The sequence below is a fragment of the Chitinophaga rupis genome (genome assembly GCF_900109685.1).
GTDB classification, from domain to species: domain Bacteria; phylum Bacteroidota; class Bacteroidia; order Chitinophagales; family Chitinophagaceae; genus Chitinophaga; species Chitinophaga rupis.
This window is the reverse complement of sequence record NZ_FOBB01000002.1, coordinates 947,991-972,507: the sequence shown is the minus strand read 5'-3', so window position 1 is coordinate 972,507 and position 24,517 is coordinate 947,991. Positions and strand designations below refer to the sequence as shown.

The following is a 24,517-nucleotide window of genomic DNA, read 5'->3' as shown; positions in this document are numbered from 1 at the left end:
CAGTATCAGCCCTGCCTAGTTCAGTTTCGGGCAATTGGATATTCACGCGATGATCAGGCATATTGCTATTTTAAATGATGAACATATTATTAAATTCACGGTACCGACAGCTTCCTAAAATCTTCAATTTTCTCAATTAAAACTTTCAGTTCAACAGGCACCTCATTTTTCTGAAAACTGTTAATTATATTGGTGGCAGTTATTGTCACTTTATAATCCGCTTGTAACTTTGTATTCAAACTTGCCAGAAAATCTTTGCCCGGTACAATCTTCAATCTTTCTTCCAGATTAGCCCATTGAGTTTCAAACTCCCGGAGTATTTTTTCAATGATGGTCGATTCATCATTCCGTGGATTAATACTCTTTTCAAATTTCAGCCTGTGCGACTGAAGCTGAGCCTGAGTTTTATGTTTAAACTCGTCCGCAATACTATCTAAGAATGGAATAATATCAATCTCAAATTGGTTAGATTTTCCAGTTCTGACATTTGTTTCATTTATCCTTTCTTTAATTGCTTTCCTTATTGCAGCGGGTACCAGCAAAAAATTCTCAATCTCTTTACAGGAATGTATATGGGCAAAATAATTCCCAGTCATAAGTTCTTTTTGCTCTGCTTTTACTTCGGTCTCAGACCTGTAATCACGGTCAAAAATTACGGCGGAGAGAATGGTTGCACCAATTGTTTTTTCTATACCGTCTTTGAAAGCTCTTAAACGGGTAGGATTAAATCCTTCAATCGGCACTACCGCAAAATCGCTTCTGTTTGCAACCCGCTCCTTATTTAGAATACGGGCAACTTTAGAAAAAATCCTTTCCCTCAACAAAAAGTACTCTTCTGGATTTGGCTATCTGGGTCAAAACAGGGTTAAGATTAGAGCCAAGCACCTGAAATATATCTCTTAACTGTGCAGGGTCTTTTATTCTCTTAGCAGACTTATTGGCTTTATTAACTAATAGTATATCATTCAGCTCTGCCTCCCCGATCATTTCTGTGGAATGCGTTGCAATTATAATATCAGGGCCTAGCCCTTTTAATATTCCCAGTAATTGCCGTTGCAGGTCCGAATGCAAATAAATATCAGGTTCATCAATGAGAAATATCGAGGCCTTTCTATTTTTAACAATGTAGGTAAGCATTTGGCACCAAACCTGAAAACCAAAGCCGGCCCAGAAAAGCTCTCTTGGTATTCGTTCTTCCGGGCAAAACATATCTAGCGTTACCTCTCTCGACGAACTATTCACCTCAGGAGGGTCAATATCCATACCAGGCCAGGTAGCTTTAATCAACTCTTTAAATTCTTCAAAGTCCTCACCATAGTGATACCATATGTTTCGGAAATTCCTGGAAGCGGTATAGCTGAGTAAGGCTAGCCGTGCCGCTTCCTGCTGATACAGTTTTTCATGATGCTCTACAGGTCCCAGTATAGGAACAAAGCCTATTTCAAGAGTTACCCATTTTTTAAACTCACTGGGCAATCTTATAATTACTTTCTCAGACTCATAATACATAAAACACGCTCCCCTTCCTGGAAAAAAAACAATCAGGTGTGCTCCGTCAGAGAGTTTGAAGTCTATTATTGCAGGTGAATCGTCATCATAATTGTGAAAAACATTTTCTATTGCAATAGGTACCTGATTCAGATCTATCTCGTAACCATATACCTCTATTCCTGAAGGCGAATTTATTAAAACGGGCTTTCTTGACCGGGCCTTTCTGATTCCTTCCGCTAAAATTTTAAGGGATCCGATTATTGTAGACTTTCCGGCATTATTTGGCCCCACTAAAATGTTGAAGCTACTAAGGGAAACGATGAATTGACTGAAACTTTTATAATTCTTGTAATTTATAGAAACTATATGTTGCATATACTATTATAGATCAACAGCAGGCAAAAATTCCGTGAGTTTTTTTTGAACAATACGGGCATTATTAATCGCCGGGTTATTCACTTTTAGGAAATACGAATATCTTATTCATGAATTGGCTTAATAAATTCTGCAGCCTTCTCCCGAATCATTTTTAAAAACCGTTCTTTCTCCTGAGGCTGCATGAACGTTTTGTCTTTTCCAATCGTATAACCTTTCATACCGCTATCTGAAAAAATATAGCAGCCATCATCGTTATGGAAAACCCCATTAACCACAATAGCATTACTATCTTTTAGGAGCTCGATTTGCAGAACAGGAATATAGTAATCATCATATATTTCAAAATACCGGTCCGATGTGTGACGGTGATAGTTCTTTGCAAGAATCAATTTATTATCTCTCACCTTTGCAATATACTTTCCCTCAAAGTCATCTATGTCCGCAGTTAGTTTTAATTTCCCCTTGACCAGCTTTAATGACATTATTGTTTCACCCTCCGGTGATAATTCAATTGGCTTAAAGGGCAATCCGCTTTTCTCTAACTTTTCCGCGCACAAATATGCTTTATTTGAACCTGCAATAACAAGTATCTCTTTATTAAGATTTAGGTACTTGCCTACAGATAGCGCTTCTATACTTTCCCCTTTTGTATTATTATTAATTGTATAAACATTCTTGGTTCCACCACGCGTTACAACATCTCCATTAACAGTAGTTCCTTTACTTTTAATAACATTTCCATTAACAGTTCCTACCGTAGTACTGCTGCCCCTATCCTTTTTCAGCTGTGCCAATAAAGTGGATCCCTGAATAGAAAAAAAGCCTGTAATGAATATAATAATCAGATGTGTGTTTCTCATGGCTGTTTCGGTATAATGGAGTCCTTCCTTGATGAATAAACATTCTTCACCCCGTGATCTTTAATCACGTCGCCATTTACTGTTCCAAACTGATCTCCATTAATTACCTGGTGGGTATCTTTTACGGGCATTGGCGGTTTATTACCAATTCCTACAGGCCCAATGGTCAGTGGCTGGCCATTCTTTAGTGCCCATACTAAGACAGATGCAACTATAATCAATATGACCAGAAGGGTCAACATTCCCCTGTTAGTCCCCAAAAACTTAAAAAGATGTTCCACGATATTTTTTTACTTACATAGATCTAGCTGTCGCCGGCATGCCACCTTCGACGTTAGTACTCTCCTTATTACTACAAACGTTTAAAAACAGAAAAGGTACTATTCCAATGATCATATTATTTCTACACCTTTCATTAACACCTGATTAACGAATAAGACCGCCGCAGCCACCCTCCTCTTCAATCAGCCTAAATTCCATCCAAAAAATCCAACCCGCGAATAGTACGTTTCAATTTTTAAACCGTTCTATATAATATCCTTTTCTGTTTTCTTATTAACCGTACACCTGCCCTATTAAATAATTTTTGACCACGCGTTACCTCCCGTATCCTTTTGAAGTTATAGTATTTAAATGGTTATCAATGAATGCGAAACTCAAAATTCCGTACGGGAAAAACTACATCCGGCTATGCATATATAATATCCCCGCCTGGCTTGTAGTGTGGCTGGTTATTTTCTTCGCAGCACTCTATCTGTTGCTGAAATAGCATTTCTTAATTCAAAACCCATTACAAGCATGATGCACTTCGAAAACAGGGATCGGGAATTTTTAGCAGCTTTTGAGAACCAGAGTGCGAAATTGGACCATTACTTTCACAGAGAGCTGAAGGAAGCGGCCCGACAAGGTATCATCCCCAAACTGGAATTGATAGCACAAAAGCAGGAATTGTTGCGAAAAACCGCCCTGAAGGCCTTTATGAACAGCCGCAGAGAAAGTTGTAGTACTTATACAATAGAACGGCTCATCTGGCTAAAGGCTAAAAACGTACTAATTGATCACCTCAATGCAAATTGGAAGCAGATCGACGAATGCACACCGGACGCTCCTACGGAAGAACGCAGCCAGGACCGGGATCCTTTCCAGTCCCTGGACAACAAGGAAAAACTGATAAATATTTATAAAGAAGCTGATAAATATAGTAACGACATGAGAATAATACTTGAAATGATGTATAACGGACTATTATATAAAGAAATCGCTGCGGCGCTCAATACAAGTGAAGCGGCCATAAAAATGAAAGTATCACGTTTTAAAAGATGGCTCCACAAACAGCCGAAAAAGTGAACATCTATATTTTAACGTAAAAGCAATACTTATGCAACCGCAATGCCCACAAATAGCAATGTTCCGGGAACTGCTTAGCAGATTCCTCGCAGTATCCGCTATAGATGATGCCGGAGTAAACCTGGCATACGCCCATCTTTTCAATGACCCGGAAGGGCTACCTGCTCTCAGGCATCCGCAATTGGCGTCCACCATTCACTACCTGGCAGAAATAATAACAATGCATGAGCTACAAACTTTGGAGGATCTTATAAACCATTATGAGGATCAGAAAAAGAAGATCAGCAGCTTCCTCAAAGTACTTATGACACCTGGTCATGAGAAAAAGCTTGTCATCAATGCTTGCGCCGGTGCAGGTAAAACAGGCCCCTTTACTCAACTGGTCAGGCAATCACAACCGAAAAAAAACCGGGTGATCTGTGACACTAATTCCCTGCAGCAGCTTATCAATAGCCTGTATCAGGATCTGAATACTTTTTGCGTTGATATAGCCGTAGCCCCTGTTGCCGGCAGTGGTTCATTTATGCCATACGATCACCGGGAGGTGACCCTGAAAGATGTTATCAGGGACCGCCGGCAGCACTTTTCAAAGGTGTATCTGGAACAATTCTCCGGGCAAAATAGTAAGCTGTACTATACCGCCACAATCAAACTACCGAACGGAACCGGCAAAAGCCGCTCGTTTGCCAAAAAGCTGTATGCACGTGAGCGAAAAAACAGTTTAAACAGCCATGCATACAACTTCTTTTCCAGGGTTATTGAACAAGGCTACCAACAGCTCCTTAATGTTATGAGAAATGAAGAGCCGATTTCCGACAGGCAAATCAAAGCGAAACTGGCAGAGTGGCTGTATTACTCCAAGTTTAGAAATACAGACCTTGTTAAGATCTTCCTCCATGGCCCTGAATCCCTCCGTGACTGGGGATTTGACCCCGACGACAAGTCTGATAGCGAATGCGATGCATTACAATTAAACCAGCAGCTGATGGCTATTATCAGGAAAGTTTATGAAACCAAGTTATCCCTTAAAAAATGGGTTATCCTCAAAAGCCCGCCCGGCCACTCCTGGTTAACCTCCGATAACCCGGGGTTCAGCATCAACCTCCGGGAGCCTGGCAGCAACCGGCAAAAATCGGTACCGGACCCGGTGCTGGCCACCGGCAATATAAGGCGGGACACGGTGGTATACTATCCGTTATCAAAAGAGTACTGCCTCCGCTTACAGCCTTACGATACGTATGATACCCCCCTGGATGAAGTAAAACATATGCCTATTACTTTTGAACTATCCACTGAAAAGGAGTTAGATGTAGTAAACAGGCTAACCTATAGTACACCTTACCAGCTGGTGATCACCGGCGATAAAAAAGCCATTGATCTTTGCAGAAAGCCGGTTGCGGGCCAGGTACCGGGTGGCATCTAACGTCACCAGGCCCTGAAACCGGGTCATAGCCGGTACACCACTATCATTATTTCAGTAATTATTTATATACGGTGTTACTTTCTAAGAGCCATTCATACTTTCTATTATTAAACACTTTTTATGAATCTCAAAATGAAAATACCGTACAGGAAAAATCACATAATGTTATTAATCTATAACATTCCGCCCTGGCTGGTGATATGGCTTGTAATTTTACTACTGCTCCTTCGTATCACAGAAAGCCTGCTTTAAATTCAAAAACCAACTGTTATGCTTAATTACGAAAGGGATGATGCTTTTGCCGAAGTTTTTGAAAAAATGCATCCCCAATTGGACAGGTTCTTCCATCGCAGGCTCAAAAATGCCCGCACCTCGGGAACCGCAGACTGGGCATTAATGAAAGATGATCTGGTGCAGCAAACGGCATGTAAGGCATTGGAATATAGCCGTACACCAAACGGCGCAAATTATCCTTTAAAAGTACTCATCCGGATCAAGGCCAATAATGTCTGGTCGGAATACATAAGGCAATCAAAGAATAAGCCCTTTAAACAGTCATCAGAAAATACATTGGAAAAAGAAAGTAAAGATCCGGACCCTTATAAAACAATTGTCAAAAAAGACACCCTCAGCCGGCTCCCTGAAAAAGACGGTACAAATGACCTGAAAATAATAATCCGTATGGTCTCTGAAGGGTACCACTATACGGAAATAGCACAGATGCTTAACAAAAGCGAAGGGGCCATAAAAATGAAAGTATTCCGGTTAAAAAGATGGCTGAACCGGAAGGGTTAGCAACTACCTATTATCGATTTTAACCTTAAAACAACAGAATATGCAGCAAATAAATAAAATTACAGCAGAGGCGTTCACCGGCCTGCTAAGGCGGTTTATAAAAATAGACCCGGAGGGGGATGAGAATGATCTGATCCTGGCATACGAAAACCTGTTTAATCACCAACCCATTGGCTCCCTGATAAAAAATAACAAGCTGGCAGAAACCGTAGAATATCTGAAAGAGGTAATGACTATGCATCAGCTAACCAGCCTGGAGGGCCTCACAGACCACTTTAACCGTAAAAGAACGCAAACCAGGGAGTTTCTTACAGCGCTGATTAAACAAACCAAAAACGAAACGCCGCCTGGTACGGAAAAAGATCTACCGGCAATGCCCGCCGTCAACACTTCACTCTATAAAAACATTTTTCTTAAACTGCACCGTAGTGCGCCGCCTAAAACGTTAACAGCAGCTAACAGGCCCTTCCATCATTTTATCAACGCGTTGTACCGGCAGATGTATATTACAGAATCTCATTTTAAACCCAAGGACGAATACACGGGTATTTCCGTATATTTTTTCGTATCGGAGCCCATGCGGCCGGATACGTTCAGCAACCATATCTCATCGCATTATCTTATGTGCTTTTACGCGAATGACGGCAATCGTCCGCTTAACCTCATTAAGTCCAGAAATTTTGCATTAAAGGAAAGGCAGCGCCCATTTGTTATCTCCTTCGGCGGGTCCGGGCAAATCAGCCATTATATCAACGCCATTTTTGTAACCGAAATGGAGGCCGCCTATGAAAATTATATTAAGATTATAAAGGCTGAACGGCCCATGACTGCTACAAAATTAAAAAAAGGGCTCATAGAATGGTTGCTGTATTCAAAACTGAGAAAGCCTGACAACTGCAAAGTGTTCTTCGATCATCTGAGACCATCCTCCATGGCTCCGGCGAACCATGAAAATCACAAACTCTCACTGGTTAAAGTACGGTCGCAGCTTGCAGCTATCGTTTCAGAACTGTATGACAAAAAGCTCTCCCTCAAAAAATGGACTATTTTAAAAAGCCCTCCCGGGCATACCTGGATCACCTCCGACAATGCAGGTTTCAGCATCAATATACAGGAATGGTACCGGCACAGCCGGCACAGGCCTGTAGTGGACACCCTGTTGGTTAATATAAAGCAGGATTCTGCCATCTACTTTCCATTGTCGGCCTCCTATTGCCTCCGTATACACCCTTATGACCTTAATGATGCCTGTTATTCGGATGCGGATCACACAATTATTGCTTTTGAAGAATGTTCAGAGCAGGAACTTACCATTATAAACAGGTTAACCTATTGTACCCAGGAGCAGTTTACGGTAACAGTAGATCTTAAAAGTCTTGAGCAATGCAACAAAACCATCAGGCCGTATGCTAATATAACCTTCTAGCTGCAGGCCACCGGGTTAACCGGTGGCTGCGGTTTTCATGAAACAACAGGGAAGCATACACAATCTCCCCGCAACCACACCGCACTCTCCTCCTTCCGAAAATTCCTGCATTTCTACAAGCCTTTCTTATCATTCCTCCTTAAATTACTCTAACCGGTAACAGTCCCGTACTTACACCGGAACCATTAAAGGACCCTTCATAAAACCCGGATGAGCAAAACCCTCCTCATCGTACTTTTGGCCGCCCTATGCCCGCTCCAAGCATGGGCCCAGACAATTTCATATGTCCGGGTAAATGGGCATGTTACTGACAAAGACACTCACCAGCCCCTGGAAAATGCCACAGTGGCGCTGTTATACGCCAAAGACTCTTCACGCGTAGCCATTGCTTTCACAGATAAAAACGGCGCTTTTATTTTAAATGCACGCCCGGGCATGTATCATTTATACATTACTTACCTCGGGTATCAGCAACAATTAAAACCCATTACTCTTGCAGCAGATACTTTAACAGATGCCGGCGCCATCTTCCTGCAAAAAACCGGAGTAACCCTGGGTATGGTGGAAATAGTTGAGATCCGCGCGCCTATGGTAGTAAAAAAAGATACCCTGGAATTTAATGCAGATTATTATAAAACCAGGGAAAATGCAATGATGGAAGAGCTGCTTAAAAAGCTGCCCGGCCTGGAAATAGATAAAGACGGCGTGCTTAAAATAAACGGTACCCCTGTAAAAAGGATTTTAATAGATGGGCAACCCTTTTTTGGAGACAACCCCAAACTGGCCATCCGGAACCTGCCGGCTGACATGATAGATAAAGTGCAGCTCATAGACCGTAAATCAGACCAGGCACAATTCAGTGGGGCCTTAGACAGTCAGCCCGAGAAAACAATCAACATCACCGTAAAAAAAGCAAAGAAGGAAAAGCTGATAGGTCATTTAACAGCCGGTTATGGCACCCGCAACCGGTTTTCAGCCAGCACAAGTCTGAACCGCTTCGGGCAGCAATCATTGTCATTGCTGGGCAGCGGGCATAATGAGAAGGGGGCACTGGAAAATGGTACACTAATCGGAGATGCAGGGCTTAGCCGGGCCCTGAACGGGGGGGGTAATTTTAGCCAGACTATTAACAAGGCATTAAAAATAAGCGGCAGTTACTTTCTCATTGATTATAGCCAGACTACCGAAAGCACCAGCGCCCGGCAAAACCTGCTGCCGGATACCACGTATTATTATAACCAGCATACAAATGAATCCAGCCACAGCATCAACCATATGTCCGGTATACAAATGCAGTATAATCCGGATAGTATGCACACCCTGGTTTTCAGCATAAATGCCACTTATATGAAAACCAGGAATACACGGGAAAACGGGTATGAATCATTGGGCGATCAGCAGCAGCTGGTAAACAGGGGAACTATCCATAATCTTAACCACACTTCCATACCCGGTATCAATGGTTCCGTATTGTGGGGTAAACGCTTCAAAAAGCCGGGCCGTACCCTCAGCGTTAACATAGCCGCAGGTTATAACACCAACAAACAGCAGCAGTTTAACCGGTCTGATAATCTCTTTATACAACCCAATGGAGAGGAATTACGGGATACCATTAACCAGCGTAACAATCTGCAAACTCCCCACCGGGTATTTTCAATAAACCTCACCTGGACGGAACCATTGTATAAAGATCATTTCCTGGATGTGGTTTATACCTATAACCGCGACCGGTCCTCAGCAGAAAAACTTACCTATGACTATAATGCAGTCAAAGAGGTGTATGATCAGCTGAACGATAGTTTAAGCAACTCTTTCCGGAGCACAGCACAGTTACAGCTTGCCCGCCTGGCCTTCCGGGCACAAAAGGCTAACTATGAATATAGCATTGGCGTACAAATGCAGGCAAGCAGCTTAAGCAACAACAATATCAGTGAGCACAGCCGCCTGCAAAAAAGTATCACCGGTTTTTTCCCCATTGCAGTGTTTAGTTATGCCTTTAACAGCAACCGCCGCCTGCGCTTTCAGTATACGGGCAATATGCAGCAGCCGGATCTTACTTTATTGCAACCGGTGCCCAATAATAATAATCCACTGTATATACAGCTGGGTAACCCGGATCTGAAACCAACCGTCACGCACAACGCCGGTATAGTTTATAACGCCGTTAACCCGGCAGCGCTGCACAGCACTATGCTTACAGTTAATGCCTCCCTTACCCGCAATAAGGTAATAATTGCCAGCCGGCTCGATTCACTGGGCAGGCAGGTAAGCCGGCCTCTGAATGCAAATGGCGCCTATGCTTTAAACATGAGTATGGCAAATGGATTTCCGCTCAAGAAAATGCAGGCCAATATAAACATGAATACCTCCCTGGCATTGAATCATGACATTAACTCTATCAACGGGCAAATGGGCAATGTAAATAACATCACTGCCAACCAGGATCTCAGCTGTAACTATACCTATAAGCAGTTACTGGATTGTACGCTGGGCGCAGGTGTTAATTATAATGGGGCCAGGTATACCCACCAGGAGCAAAATAATATCCATGTCTTTAACTACACCCTCTTTTTTAACTACAACCTGGTGCTGCCCCTGGGGTTTAACATAGGCGGCAACATAAACTATCTGCACAATACCGGTATTGCTGCCGGCCAGGGGGTGGATGTAACAATGGTAAATGCCTTTATTGCCAAAAACATCCTGCAGCATAACCGGGGGCAGTTTAAGCTGCAGGGCTGCGACCTGTTAAACAGGAACCAGGGTTATGCCCGTGTGTTTGAACCTAATTATGTGGAAGATGTACGTACAAATATCCTGGAGCGATTTTTCATATTGAGTTTTACGTGGTTTTTCAAGTGAGTCCTTTATTCGCTTCACGGATTTGACTATGCGGTGCAAAGGTTACATAATCCACAATAAACTGTGCATACATCTCTTTAATTTTTTGTTCGGTTTGATTTTTTTCGAAGGGATTATGGTTCTGTATATATGCAATTAACGCAGGAGTTATTATTTCATTAAAAAGTGGCTCATTAATAATTAGCCTGATAAGCAATAAAAGATCCGTAGTTTCCTTTTCCTTAATTAAAGTCGCCATTCTTATAAAATCATCATAATTCCGAAAAGGAGAAACAATAAAATATCTCGTAAAATTAGGGATACTCTCAAATGTTTCCAGCTTTTCCGGTTCAACCGCAAGAACAGCAGCATAGGGGTCGTAAGGTCTGAAGTAGTCCCTTTTTGTTCCCCTGTAACTATTAGGCAATACGCTGAATATCACTTTTTTCTCTTTCTCCGATATTTTTAAACTGGCATTCCTGGGCGTTTTTCTATAGGTAGTTAATGCAATCCTGTACCCATCAATTTCTAAAACTTTAAAGGCATCAACAACAAATCCTTTCACCCGCAGGTAAGGGGAAAAATATTTAAAAACTATCAACAGGATGCCTGAATGATAATCTGCATCAGTATCTCTTACACTTTCCCATAACCTCTCAATTGAAGCCCTGGAAATAGGATTGATACTTTTGACAACATGAAGCTTAAAAAAAGTCTCTTCATCAAAAAATCTCTTAAAAGGTAGTGGGGACCCGTCGGTATATATAGCTGTTTTAACCGGAATCTCTTTTCCCTTCAAAAAACCCGGAAAGTCGCTCTTTTGAACCCCACCACACATATCGCATGTCAGCAAAATATTAAAATATTCATTCGTAGTATGCTCATCCACTGTTTCGCCGGCATAATTAATAAAACACTGAATGATGACAGAGATTGCACGCGGAAGAATGTTATTTAAAAATTCCCTATCAATTTTTTCCCTTTTAACTTTTATAAACTTATCGCGTGAAATATTCAGGATCTTGTCAGAAGAAGAGCTATGAAGGTTCCATAAAATTTGACAATATTTTATTTTACTATGGGAGAGAAATGTCTCATCAACAGGTATATCTCTTACTAAATAGCCTGATGGTGCATATTCATATGCTTCACTTCTACGGTTCCGTGTAATTAATTCAGGCAAAAAGCTAAGTTTAATGTCTGATCCTAAAATATCTTCGAAAACCGTTAATTCATGATAATTGTATTTCTTATTTATAAAGCAGCTGATATCCTTTTCGTGAACAGCGGTCTTGGGGTCTAAATAAAATGTTCCGTTTTGTGTATTCGAAAAAGCAGCGGGCTTAATAATATTTCCAAAATAGTTAATCTTTAAAAGGTGTGTATTGGAGAACTCCTCCAATAAATAATGCCTTAAATAAGGAAGAAAGAAAACACTATAGTCTTTATCAAAAACATCCTCACTTTCTATTACGCTTGCCGGTAGTCTGGATGGCAGCAAGGTACTTAGCAATGTTTTATTGATATTCACTGTAATGGTGGTGCCTCTCTTCCTGGTACCATTATACTCCGACATCCGGCAATATTCCCCCCGCCTGGCTGATCTGAATACTATTTCCTTTTCCATTTCTCCTTCACTTTTGGTTTTAGCCGTAAAAGAAGCTGCAACATGAAATATGGACTGCAGGCCAATACCAAATGCCCCTGTCGGCTGAAGGAACTTTGGCATCGCTTTTATTAACGTTCTTTCAGCCAAACCGGCATTTTTGTTCTCCCCTACCTCGCTGGTCATTCTCAGTAAATCAGCTTTGGAAATACCGGTACCCCGGTCCGTTACCTCCACCAGTAACTCATCTTTTGCCGGCGAACTCCAGGAAATATTAAGCTCAATTTCAAATGCCGAGTATACCTGCGGTGGAATATGAAAAGGAAACTTTATCTGGTCTGATATTGTCTTCGTTGGATCAGGTATAAAAAGCGGGTTAATCTTTATCAGCTCATCGTAAATACCTTCCTGTATCATTTTCCATAATTGCGCCTTTGAGGCATCTAGCGCATTCTGTACTAACTCCCGTATAAATACAAGCCCGGCTTCTTCATATAGGGCCTGCCCTTCTATAATTTCAAAGATCCTTTTATTCGAAATCTGAAACCGTAGGTTCATAAGCTCGTCAGGAACTATAACACTATTATGGAGCACCTTAATTTTCCCTTTTGAGATCATAGGAGGTAAGCCGGGAAAATCGCCCGGGGCAATTTGCGACCATTCCTTTGTCTGGTATTCCACTTCCTCTTCCAGCCAGTCAAACCACTCCCTGGCAATCCTGTACACCTCATCACTTTTACAATCCGCAGTAATTTCTATTCCCCTGGGGCTGATTAAAAGATGCTGTATGGAAGCATGTTTTTCTTTATGCTGTTGTGATATAGCCGGTATTGGCTCTATCATTTTTTCATTAAAGCTGCTGAAACGCTTATCATCAACATCCAGCAAGTCACCCAGCCGTAACAGGCAGGCTATAAAGCGAGGGTGCATTTTATCGCTGCCGATGCCATCCGCTTCATTTTCCAGTATATCCAGCACCTGGTAAAACTCCACTCCATGGCTGTAAGCTATGTTCGCTAAAGTATTGGTAAACCGGTTAGGAAGTTTCTCCATAATTAGTCCGCTAACCATATTTGCAAATTCAGGATCTTCCCGCATAATCATCTGCCGGCTGGATGCATGATGTGTACTTCTGAAATGATTGGATATTATTAAGATGAGTGCTCTCCTTATACCCAGCACAACGTTAACCAGGTCTTTTACATCACTTTTCTCAGCAGTTAACTGGATAATAAAATTAGCCGCTACTACCAAATCATTATCTAATGAAGAAGAAGTGGCAATGTCCTTTAAATATTCCAGGAAGGTTTCTCCGGGCCATAAACGCTCAATTGTTTTTGAAAATACAATCATGCCCAGGTCATGGGTATGTGCCGACATTAATATAAGCCAGGTATCCGTAGGACTTAAATTTTTAATCCTTTGTCCCAGGTACGATTCAATATTACGTACAATGGTATCGCTATGTGTTTTCTCATGCAGGCTATAATGCGGAAAGTTAAAACTGATGGCGCTTTGTGCCTGCGGCAGGTTCTTTTTATTTAGCTTCCATATAGCATTAAGGATCTTAAATTCTTCTTCCTGGAAACTTTCCAGGTGAGCTTCTAAGGTGTACATATTATTTTTTTGTAGTAGCTATACAATTCATAGTCGGCGATGATAACATTAAATGTTGACTATTTAAATTGCAGATTTATTAACATTTTGAAACACGCACATTGGGGGCTTTACAAAAAACAATGCTATAAAGAAGATGCTGCCCCCAAAAGTGAACAGGACCGCCACTCCTCTATCTCTTATCCTATGTATTAAATTATTAATGGCGCTGGCTAAATTGTCAAAGAAGATACTGGATACCTGTTAACAATTTTGAATGAGGTTTATGGATCGAAACCTCACTTTTTTTTAGAATCTTAATAGTTCTTTACAACCTATCACAGAATTTCAACAGGTGCAGTATATGTCAACTAGGGGTTAAGTTATTCTTTAACCATTTTGATCCTTTGTCGTTAAATCCATACCAGGCCCCCTCCCCGGTTAAGCTAACAACAAGCAATTCATCATTAGAGTCAATGTGAGGTTTTAAGTACTCCCGGATTTGAGCAGCAGTAAGATCAGATTTAACTATCCAGGTGGAATCAAGATAATGCCACCAGGTTTTAAACTGTTTAATCTTATTGATTAACTCAGGATAATCTTGATGTGGTTTATTGAGGTCGTAGCCAATGAGATAAGTTTTCATATGTGAGTTTAAATAATTTCCAGCGATATCAAACAGTAAACAGCTGACTGATCATTGTCCCGGTTCCCATAGACGATCGACAAGAAATGAACTGACTTATCCTTATAATACGTCCATATACACAAATAGTACCATGCCATTGTCCACTTTATTTTTCGTTCCAGCCATTTATATAGATTTACATGTGATCTCTATAGTAAAACTCAAATGGGTTGGGCGCTAGTAACCAATCATAGCAGAGATTTAGATTCCTGAATAGGTCAAATTGCGCGGAAGTAAGCGGCAGCTGAAACTTGAATGCTAAATTAAACAGCTCATCCAAATGATTAAAATATCGGTATTTGTGCGTACTATAAAATAAAAAAAAACCTGACAGTCATCGGCCTGTCAGGTTCTATTTTCAAACATTATTTTTATCGCTTCATCCCCTTCAACAACACTGTTCCATCCCAATCTTGCTCATACCCTGCCACTTTTCCGTTAATCTTCAAATTCTTCAGGAACCCATCCAGATCGCTCTTACGCAAGATCCCCGTGTACGTAGTTTTTCCCAGCTCCTCACTCTCCAATTTAAACGTTACTCCATACAACCTTTCCGCCACCTTACATACTTCAGAAAGCGGCTCCTGCTGGAAGCGGTATATGCCCTGCAGCCAGCTTAGCTCACTGCTGCCATTCACTGCTTCAATCTCTATATGATTGGTGCGCGGGTCCAGTACGGCCTTCTGGCAGGGCGCCAGCTGCACGCTTCCTTTGGCTGTTACCGGCTGTGTTATCACATCTGTCACTGCTACCTTGCCGGAAATCAGTGACAGCATAAACTGATCATTATAGGTATTAATGTTAAAGGAAGTTCCCAGTACCTGTACATCCTTCTTTTTAGAATGTACTACAAATGGCTGGTTGGCATTAGGCGCTACGTTAAAGAAGGCCTCCCCGTCTACAAACACTTCCCTTTTAGTGCCGGTAAAGGCAAAGGGAAAGCGCAGGATGGTAGCGGAGTTCAGGTGCACTACAGAACCATCGGCCAGGGTAAGGCTGTACATGTTGCCCGCAGGCACGGTCAGGGTGTTATCCCTGCCGGCATTGAGGGCGCCTGCTTTAGCGGTAAAGTATAACATAGAGGCATTGGTATGCAGCGTGGCTGCATTGGCTACAATAGTATCTTCATTGGCGCCCAGCAGTACGGCATCACCACCGGCCATGGCCAGGGTTACACCTTTCAGGTGGGTAACGGTAGGCGTATGTTTCTCGTAAAAGGGAAAGTACAGGGCTATAGCGCTGGTAGCCACGGCCACAAGGGCGGCAGCGGCGTAGTTTAGGTACCGCCTGCGTTTGGGCAGTCTGGCTACCCTTTCTTCCACCCTGCGGGGTATTTCCATATTAATAAAGCTCTGTACGCGGGCTTGTGTACTGGCTTGGGGTGTTTTGGCGAGATTTTCATAGGTGACACGCACGTCTTCTGCCATTTCCCTGGCATCTTCATCCTCACGCAGAATCTTATCAATCAGGCGTTCTTCCTCCCAACTGGTACAATTCTCCTGCCGGCGTATCAGCAGTAACAGTAAATCATCGCGATCAATGTTGTTGATCATAGTGGTTGTTTTTTTGTTTGGTTGGGGCCCTCAATTAAGATAGTGGATAGTAAAGAAAGGAATAGGCTATAGGCTTTCATTGTCTCCCGTTCACACGTGTTCCTTTATCTTACCATACTAAACATCCAGAGTGATCATTTAGTTGCAAATTTTCGAAAAAATTATTGAAATGACATCATACTTATTATCCACCTGTTATCCCCCTAAAAAAGACCGTGAGAGAACGGCCTTGTGTTGTGCTTTGGTGCAAAAATGAAACTATTCAGTACTTATTTTAAATGCAAAACTCCTTCATTATCAAAGTGATACTTGATCTTACGGGCGCTCTCCAGGTTGTCAAGGAAGGTGGTGATAGGCTTGTTACGGTCCATCATTCCCGCAAAGTGTTCACCCGCTAATTTGGGGTTATCTATTAACACGTTTGTGCCATACCATCGGGGCAGTACATTTACAATTTCCTGCAGGGTGACATCTGAAAAGTAGTATTTCCCTTCCTGCCAGCCCAGCGTCTCGTCCTCATCAAATGCCTGTACCTGTACTCCTTTTTCCACGGTATATACCGCTTCCTTTCCCGGCTGAATGGTTACGCCTGCAAATTGTACCTTCCCTTCTACTAAAGCTACTTTTACTATCCCGGAATCGTATGTGTTTACGTTAAAGCTGGTTCCCAGTACCTGTACCGTACCATGTGGGGTGTGTACCAGGAAAGGCCTGCCGGCCTGGGGAGCAACCCTGAGAAAGGCCTCCCCGGAGACCGTAATCTCACGGGAAGAACCCTTAAGGGCGAGAGAGAGGGTGACCTCTGTGCCTGAATTCAAATGGATTTCAGACCCGTCAGCCAGAAACATCTTATAGTCCTTTCCTATTGGAACTGTTAGCTTGCTGATGGCGCCGGCATCATTGCTGCCGGTATTGTTGCCGTCCAGGGTGTATGATAAGGCTTTCCCGTTATTGGTCAGCTTTGCCCCGGCCAGCTGTATCTTATCCTGCGCCTGTGAAAGGTTAATGGTTTTACCATTCGCCAGCTGCAGGGTAATATTTTTGTTATCTGCGGCAGCAACCACGGCTTTCGTTGGCGCCTGCCTGTTATAAAATAATATGCCTGCTACCACTCCTGTAAGCATTGCTGCTGCTACACTTACGTACAATAAAATATTCCGGATTTGTTTACGCGGAGTTTTTTTTGTGATGGTTTCTGCCGGCAGCCAAGGTATATCTTCATACCGTAAAAATCCATTGTGCACATCTTCCGGTAAAAATTTATGCTTAAACTCCTCCCAGGCTTCCAGCACCTCAGGGTCGGTAGCTATCAGCTGCTTCAGGTACAATGCATCAACCTCACTGATCTCACCAGCTATCCAGGAGCTCATAAGTGCATGTATATGGCGGGGGTCACGCTTCATTATCACTATTACAGGGTTTCCAGTGCATATGTACTATTGTCATTTTATCCTTTCTTTAAATGATGCCGCAGTATTTTCATAGCACGCAGCAGCTGGTTTTTTACCGTATTAGGGCTTACCCCCATTTCCATTGCCACTTCTATCCTGCTCTTGCGTTGTATGTAAGAAAGCTCAAACACCCGGGCAGAGAGCGGCGGTATTTGCGCAATGGCTGTTTTTAAAGACCAGCTCAGTTGCTGCTGCCACTCGGCTATCTCCATCCTTATCTCTGGAGCGCAGGCTTCATCCTGTACAGGCATATGTGCTATTCGTTTTTGTTTAGCTTTTCTTGCCGTTAACCTGTCCATGCACCGGTTATATACCACCTTATGCACATATCCCTTTATTACTACGTCTTCACTTTTGCTTTGCCCCGGGTCTATTCGCATATACAACTGCCGCTCCCAGAAGTCAACAAAAAAATCCTGCACCAGGTCCTGCGCTTCCATCTCATCTTCCAGTATAGAGGCAGCTACTATCATCAGGTAGCGGCGGTACTTTTCATAAAAGGCAGTAAAGGCCTCCGGCGTTCCGGCTTTCAGTTGCTGCAGTAATATAAGATCTTCTTCGTACACTGACATAGTTGTGGTCATATTTAATACGTATAAAGAACCTGCCGGGCACTTAACCTGTTGGCATGCTTAAAGTTAGCAGTATAAAAGACCAATAACGTGAATAAGATGTTAACGCATCCCTTAATAACATGTTAATGCATTCATTAATGTATTGTTAACAAAAACAATCGAATGGTACACTGCAAAAATGCCACAGTAATAGTAGCAAAAGCAGGAATATTAATTATTTATTCTTAATTATAATTCCTCTCCCTCACCTATGGCCAACATACCGGGGTTTAAACAATTTCCGATCAACGCAAACTAACCGCTATGCAACCAATGCTATTGCTTTTACGCAGCTATTTAAACCCATGGCTGTTACTTGTTTTTATTCTATCCCTAACCTATGGGTATGCCCAGGCATACACCGGCTCGCAGAATGATCATCCGGTTACCCTGAATGGTAACACCACCCTGCGGGCTGTATTTAAAGCTATTAAACAGCAAACCGGCTTTGCTGTCATGTACAGTACCGCTGCCACGGCGCTGAACCAGGATGAGAAAGTAAATGTGAATTTTAAAGAAACGCCGCTGGATGATGTGCTGGCGTATGTACTGAGGGGTAAAGAACTGGAATGGAAGTACAGTGATGATGTGCTGGTAATTCATAAAAAAGAGCCTGCGCCTGAAAAAAAAATTGATGGAGACAGCACCGTAATACCGGCTATGCTTACCGGTAAAATAACAGACGCAGATGGCGTACCACTGCCCGGTGCAACGGTACAGGTAAAAGGTACTACGCAAGGGGCTGTTACAGATGCTAACGGCAATTTTGCGCTGGCCAGGATTCCTGTTGGATCTACATTGATCGTAAGCAGCCTGGGATATGGCAGAAGAGAGGTACCAGTAAAAGGGCAAAAGATCTTAATGCAGCTGAATGTGGATGTGAATAAGCTGGATGAAACGGAGATAAAAGGCTACTATACTACCACCCAGCGTTTAACACCTGGTAACGTAGGGGTGGTTAAAGGGAAGGATATAGAAAAACAGCCGGTAAGCAATCCATTATTGGCACTGCAGGGGCGCGTACCGGGTTTGTTCATCACACAGAATACAGGTATTGCGGGTGGCGGAGTTAAAGTACGTATCCAGGGTCAGAATAGTATTAATAGTGGAAACGATCCGCTCTATATAATTGATGGCGTTCCAATTAATTCCCAACTGCCTGGCACTGGTTTAGATGGGATATTAGGCAACTCAGGTGAAACCCCATTAGGTGCAGTTCCAGGGACCGGCAACCCTTTAAGCTATCTTAACCCAGCTGACATTGAAAGCATCACAGTGCTAAAAGATGCCGATGCGACCGCCATTTACGGCTCCCGGGCAGCCAATGGGGCTATCCTAATCACAACTAAAAGGGGGAAAGCAGGGCCGGTAAGATTTGATCTGAACCTTCAAAAAGGCTGGGGCCATGTAACCCGCAAACTAAAAATGCTCAATACACAGCAGTATTTGGCAATGCGTCATGAAGCAATTAGAAATGACAATGTACCTATTCTTCCAACTGATTATGACATAAATGGGACCTGGGACTCTACTCGCTATACGGATTGGCAAAAAGAATTAATCGGAGGTACTGCTCAATACACCAATATTAATGCCTCTGTATCCGGAGGTACCTCAGTAGCACAATATCTGGTGGGAGGAACTTTTCATCGGGAAACAACCGTATTTCCTTTTCCTAAGGATTTTGCAGATCAAAAAGGCTCATTGCATTTTAACATCAGTAGCTTGAGTCTCAATCAAAAATTTCGTCTACAATTAACTGGCAATTACATGGTAGATAACAACCAACTACCAAGTATAGACCTTACGCAAAGCGCCATACAAACAGAACCGAATGCTCCTGCTTTATATAATAAGGAAGGCGACTTGAATTGGGCACCCAATAGTACAGGCTCTTCTACCCGAGACAATCCGCTTACTGGTCTTTATATAAAATATCAAAACAAAACAAATAATTTAATAAGTAATCTAACATTGAGCTATGATATTCTACCTGGATTAGAGATTGGAACTAGTTTAGGATATACAAATATGCAAACAAAAGATTATAGCCCAACGCCACTAGTATCTCAAAGGCCGGAAGATAGGCCTTATATAGAAAGATCTGCAATTTATGGCAGTAGAAGCCTAAACTCCTGGATAATAGAGCCTTTATTGACATATAAAAAACAAATTGGAAAAGGGATGCTTGAAAGCTTATTGGGCAGTACTCTGCTTCAAAATACTGGAAGTGGGGAATCCTTTATAGGCTATGGATACAATTCAGATCAGGCATTGCCAAATATTCTATCTGCGGCAACTATCTTTCCTGGCAGTTCGTTTTATACACAATATAAATATAATGCACTATTTGGCCGCATCAATTACAATTTGCAAGATAGATATGTAATTAACGTAACTGCGCGCCGTGACGGAAGCTCCCGGTTTGGTACGGCAAACCGCTTCCATACCTTTGGTGCAGTAGGTGCAGCATGGATATTTTCAGGTACTAACTTTATACTAAACAACCTCCCTTTTCTTAGTTTTGGTAAACTACGAAGCAGTTATGGCAATACCGGCAATGATCAATTAACGGATTATAGTTTTATGAGCCTATATAATGTCTATTTTGCAAGTAATCCATATCAGGGAATAACCAGCTTAAGACCGGCAGGTTTATCAAACCCTTACTTAAAGTGGGAAGAAACAAAGAAATTGCAGATGGGCATCGAATTAGGGTTTATAAAAGATAAATTATTATTCAATGCAACTTATAGCCGTAACCGCTCGTCCAATCAGTTAATTCCTTATACACTGCCCGACATTACAGGATTTGGTAATATCATACGCAATTTTCCTGCAACTGTACAAAATATTAACTGGGAATTTTCCGTCAATACAACAGACCTAAAAATAGGCAATATCTTCTGGACTAGTAACGTTAACCTCACATTACCCCAAAATAAATTAATCGCTTTCCCAGATTTAGCCACTTCGCCATACACCAATAGCTTAATTATCGGTAAGCCACTCAATCTGACAAAAGCCTATCATTTCCTAGGAGTTGATCCTAATACGGGCTTATACCGGGTTGCAGACAAAGATGGTAAACCCACTTCTACACCTGATTATCTAACAGCAGCAAATGTACTTATTAACGCTTTTCCTAAATTTTATGGAGGCTGGCAAAATACATTCATCTTTAAAGGAATTGAAATTGATTTTCTGCTGCAGTTTGCCAAACAAATAGGCGCGAATGTTCTCTTTAATGGCAACAGCGCCTTAGGTCCTGGTGTCTTTATCAGTGGAGCAAGCAACCAGCCAATCTATGTATTGGACCGCTGGCAAAAACCGGGAGACGTTGTTCAGATACAAAAATATTCAACTGATTTTCTCGGATCATTAACCCAATTAAGCATTGCCAGAGGAAGCGATGCGGCTTACACCGATGCCTCTTACATTCGTTTGAAAAATCTATCGATATCGTGGCAACTGCCAATTCAATGGAAACGGGTTATACACCTACAAAGTTGCAAAGTTTATGTGCAAGGTCAAAATTTATTAACCTTTACAAAGTACAAAGGAATAGATCCAGAGAATCAAAGTACTATTTCATTGCCTCCACTACGGATGCTTACAGCGGGAATACAAGTAGGATTATAAGAAACAAATAACCCTTAAAATATTGAAAAATGAACCTTAAGCCTAAAATACTGATAACAAAAAACAGCATATTTATTATACTTATACTTTCACTTATACAGTACTCTGGTTGCACCAAATTTGTTGAGATAGATGCTCCCTATACAAAAATAACTGATGCAAATGTATATGCAACAGACGCTACATCAATAGCCGTGCTTACCGGTATCTATGTTTCGATTAATAAACCGGGAACTTTTACAGGCCCTCAAGGACTGTCTTTATTTACGGGACTTAGTGCGGATGAATTAACATTATATTCGGGAGTAACAGATACCAGGCTTCTCGCCTATTATACGAATGCATTGACATCCAATTCCCTCCAAACTTCTGACAAGGGTACATGGGCTACATTCTACAATAATATTTTTACCTGTAATGCTGCAATTGAGGGGTTAACTAAATCTAATTCATTAACGGCCGCTGTTAAACAACAGCTATTAGGTGAAGCGAAATTCATGCGCGCATTCTTCTATTTTTATCTTACAAACCTATATGGAGATGTTCCTTTGGCCGTTAGCACAGACTATACAATTAACAAAAATTTGTACCGCATAGAAAAAGACCAGGTATATCAACAAATAATTGCCGACTTGACAGAAGCTAAATCCCTATTAGCCCCAGCATACCTAGGACCGAATCTCTTAGACAATTCAGAAGAACGAATACGTCCGAACAACGCAACGGCGAGCGCACTGTTAGCTCGAGTCTATCTATACCATGGAAATTGGAGCCTTGCAATAAAGGAATCTAGCGAAGTAATCAATAACACTATCCTTTATGGTTTGGAGAGTTTAAATAATGTTTTCCTCAAAAACAGCCGGGAGGCCATTTGGCAATTGCAGCCCATTAGAACAGGCTATAATACAGAGGATGGTTTAGCATTTTTAATCCCGGCAACCGGCCCAGGTTATACACACCCAGCCTATTTAAGGCCTGAATTATTGAATAACTTTGAGCCAGAAGATCAGCGCAAACTAGATTGGGTAGATAGTACTATTGTTACGGGCATTGCCTATTACTATCCTTACAAATACAAAATCTCAACATTAAATGCTCCTGTAAGTGAATACCTTATGGTATTGCGCCTAGGAGAGCAATATCTAATCAGAGCCGAGGCAAAGTTGAAAACTGGAGATATTGAAGGTGCCAAAGCAGATCTTAATGTAATTCGGCACCGAGCCGGCCTCGTGGACACAGAGGCAACCACCATCTCTGCTTTGGAAACCGCAATTTTACATGAACGACAAGTCGAGTTATTTACTGAATGGGGCCATCGTTGGCTTGATTTGAAACGCACCAATATAGTCAACACACTAATGCCACTAGTTACTCCTCAAAAGGGAGGTATTTGGCAAAGTACTGACCAGCTGTATCCAATTCCGTTTGACGAAATAAAATATAACTCAAACCTCACACAAAATCCAGGTTACTAGAAAATAAACGAATAATGATAATATGAAATTACTACTTATTTCAATGATCTGTACTTCGCTTACCCTACACGCGCAGAATAAGGGAATTAAATTTGAAGAAGAGTTGAGTTGGCAGCAATTATTGTCCAAAGCAAAAAAAGAAAACAAATATATTTTTGTTGATTGTTATACTACCTGGTGCGGTCCCTGTAGGACAATGGAGAAAGAAGTATATCCCCAAGAAAGTGTTGGAGATTTCATGAATGCTACATTTATTTCAGTAAAAGTACAAATTGACAAAACACCTAAAGATGACAAAAGAATTAAAGACTGGTATTCGGATGCTGAAGCTATCAGCAGAAAATATAAAATACAGGCATTCCCAACTTACTTATTCATCTCTCCAAATGGAACACTTACGAGTAAAGAAATTGGTCAGAGGTCAACTGCAGATTTTATTTCGATTGCTAAAACGTCACTACTCCCTAGTAAAAAGTATATTGATCCATTCAATGAATATGACAAACTGATAGTAGCATATAGGAGAGGTAAAAAAAATTACCAAAAGATTCCCTACATGTTCAAAACATCTACGGATCTTCAGGAGACAAAATTGGCTGACAGCCTTCGTAGAGATTATTACAAACACTTGCAGCATTTGAAGCTAAGTGAGCTATACAATAAACCTACAATTGAGTTTCTTTCTATTAACATACAAAGTTCGAAAGATCCGTTCTTCAAATTGTTTTATCCAAATGGTCAAAAAGTAGATAGTGTAATGCAACGAGGAGGTGTTGCTCAGGAAACGATAGATCGTATTTTGGCAAAGGAGGAAACTAGAATATTATTTAATAATACAAAATTTGGTAGTGAGCCTGAATGGGATACTTTATACGATATAATTAGAGCTAAATATGATTCTTATAACGCCGAAAGAGCCGTTTTATTGGCAAAGGTTGACTGGTACCTGGAGAATGGAAACTCACCTGCTTATATAAAATATTTTATCGAACAAGTAGAAAAATACGGTACTGACACCACTGATAAAATGATGGATGCAGCTCTTAATAATTTCTCATGTAAAGTTTTGGCAGAAAGTAATGATATTTACCAAATAAATACGGTAATTAAATGGATGGAAGGTGTAATAAAGCGGAAATGTTGTGAGCCGATGGCAATGATTTGGGACACCTATGCTACGTTACTTTACAAAGCAGGACGTACTAAAGAGGCAATACAGTGGGAAGAAAAAGCAATTGCTAGCATTTCTGGAGTTGAGGTGTATACTCGTATAGCAGACTTTTATAGAGCCACTTTGGATAAGATGAATAATGGTGAACCTCTTCGGTAAC

16 protein-coding genes are annotated in these 24,517 nt (G+C 41.5%); 8 read left to right on the top strand and 8 right to left on the bottom strand.

The window, feature by feature from the left end; all coding sequences use genetic code 11:
- Nucleotides 1-95 precede the first annotated feature (95 nt).
- The 3 genes from BMZ54_RS33160 to BMZ54_RS10955 form a co-directional block, all read right to left on the bottom strand.
- Entirely contained in the window at nt 96-824 is a 729-nt protein-coding gene (locus BMZ54_RS33160) for a hypothetical protein (protein WP_202909206.1), read from the bottom strand.
- Complete coding sequence (locus BMZ54_RS33155) at nt 799-1,866, bottom strand: ATP-dependent nuclease (protein ID WP_202909205.1); 1,068 nt, start codon at nt 1,864-1,866, stop codon at nt 799-801. The genes BMZ54_RS33160 and BMZ54_RS33155 overlap by 26 nt, the downstream gene beginning before the upstream one ends.
- A gap of 104 nt (nt 1,867-1,970) precedes the next feature.
- Nucleotides 1,971-2,729, bottom strand: a complete 759-nt coding sequence (locus BMZ54_RS10955; protein WP_089910565.1) for a hypothetical protein — start codon at nt 2,727-2,729, stop codon at nt 1,971-1,973.
- Between the two features lie 798 nt (nt 2,730-3,527).
- Here BMZ54_RS10955 and BMZ54_RS10945 point away from each other — a divergent pair.
- The 5 genes from BMZ54_RS10945 (at nt 3,528) to BMZ54_RS10925 (ending at nt 10,582) form a co-directional block, all read left to right on the top strand.
- A complete protein-coding gene (locus BMZ54_RS10945; RefSeq protein WP_089910558.1) occupies nt 3,528-4,076 on the top strand; it encodes an RNA polymerase sigma factor in 549 nt (182 codons plus the stop codon).
- Nucleotides 4,077-4,107: 31 nt separating this feature from the next.
- Entirely contained in the window at nt 4,108-5,499 is a 1,392-nt protein-coding gene (locus tag BMZ54_RS10940; RefSeq protein WP_089910554.1) for a DUF4238 domain-containing protein, read from the top strand.
- 270 nt (nt 5,500-5,769) lie between these two features.
- Nucleotides 5,770-6,294, top strand: coding sequence for an RNA polymerase sigma factor (locus BMZ54_RS10935; protein ID WP_089910551.1), 525 nt, complete (start codon nt 5,770-5,772; stop codon nt 6,292-6,294).
- Nucleotides 6,295-6,334: 40 nt separating this feature from the next.
- Entirely contained in the window at nt 6,335-7,720 is a 1,386-nt protein-coding gene (locus BMZ54_RS10930; RefSeq protein ID WP_089910549.1) for a hypothetical protein, read from the top strand.
- A gap of 210 nt (nt 7,721-7,930) precedes the next feature.
- Nucleotides 7,931-10,582: an outer membrane beta-barrel protein gene (locus BMZ54_RS10925; RefSeq protein WP_089910546.1), complete on the top strand. Its 2,652-nt coding sequence runs from the start codon at nt 7,931-7,933 to the stop codon at nt 10,580-10,582.
- Here the strand turns inward: BMZ54_RS10925 and BMZ54_RS10920 are convergent.
- From BMZ54_RS10920 to BMZ54_RS10900, 5 genes are all read right to left on the bottom strand, one after another.
- Nucleotides 10,575-13,784 (bottom strand): HD domain-containing protein, encoded by a 3,210-nt coding sequence (locus BMZ54_RS10920; RefSeq protein ID WP_089910543.1) that lies wholly within the window; start codon nt 13,782-13,784, stop codon nt 10,575-10,577. The genes BMZ54_RS10925 and BMZ54_RS10920 overlap by 8 nt on opposite strands.
- A 346-nt stretch (nt 13,785-14,130) precedes the next feature.
- Nucleotides 14,131-14,409: a SinR family protein gene (locus tag BMZ54_RS10915; protein ID WP_089910540.1), complete on the bottom strand. Its 279-nt coding sequence runs from the start codon at nt 14,407-14,409 to the stop codon at nt 14,131-14,133.
- Nucleotides 14,410-14,822: 413 nt separating this feature from the next.
- Nucleotides 14,823-16,004, bottom strand: a complete 1,182-nt coding sequence (locus BMZ54_RS10910; RefSeq protein WP_089910537.1) for a FecR family protein — start codon at nt 16,002-16,004, stop codon at nt 14,823-14,825.
- A gap of 269 nt (nt 16,005-16,273) precedes the next feature.
- Nucleotides 16,274-17,374, bottom strand: coding sequence for a FecR family protein (locus tag BMZ54_RS10905; RefSeq protein ID WP_162277513.1), 1,101 nt, complete (start codon nt 17,372-17,374; stop codon nt 16,274-16,276).
- A gap of 77 nt (nt 17,375-17,451) precedes the next feature.
- Nucleotides 17,452-18,039, bottom strand: coding sequence for an RNA polymerase sigma factor (locus BMZ54_RS10900; protein ID WP_089910532.1), 588 nt, complete (start codon nt 18,037-18,039; stop codon nt 17,452-17,454).
- Nucleotides 18,040-18,333: 294 nt separating this feature from the next.
- On the opposite strand from BMZ54_RS10900, the gene BMZ54_RS10895 reads away from it, so the two are divergent.
- From BMZ54_RS10895 to BMZ54_RS10885, 3 genes are read left to right on the top strand one after another with little or no spacing between them, the layout of a single operon-like run.
- Nucleotides 18,334-21,711, top strand: coding sequence for a SusC/RagA family TonB-linked outer membrane protein (locus BMZ54_RS10895; RefSeq protein WP_089910529.1), 3,378 nt, complete (start codon nt 18,334-18,336; stop codon nt 21,709-21,711).
- 29 nt (nt 21,712-21,740) lie between these two features.
- Complete coding sequence (locus tag BMZ54_RS10890) at nt 21,741-23,186, top strand: RagB/SusD family nutrient uptake outer membrane protein (protein ID WP_089910526.1); 1,446 nt, start codon at nt 21,741-21,743, stop codon at nt 23,184-23,186.
- A gap of 22 nt (nt 23,187-23,208) precedes the next feature.
- Nucleotides 23,209-24,516 (top strand): thioredoxin family protein, encoded by a 1,308-nt coding sequence (locus BMZ54_RS10885; protein WP_089910523.1) that lies wholly within the window; start codon nt 23,209-23,211, stop codon nt 24,514-24,516.
- Nucleotide 24,517 lies beyond the last annotated feature (1 nt).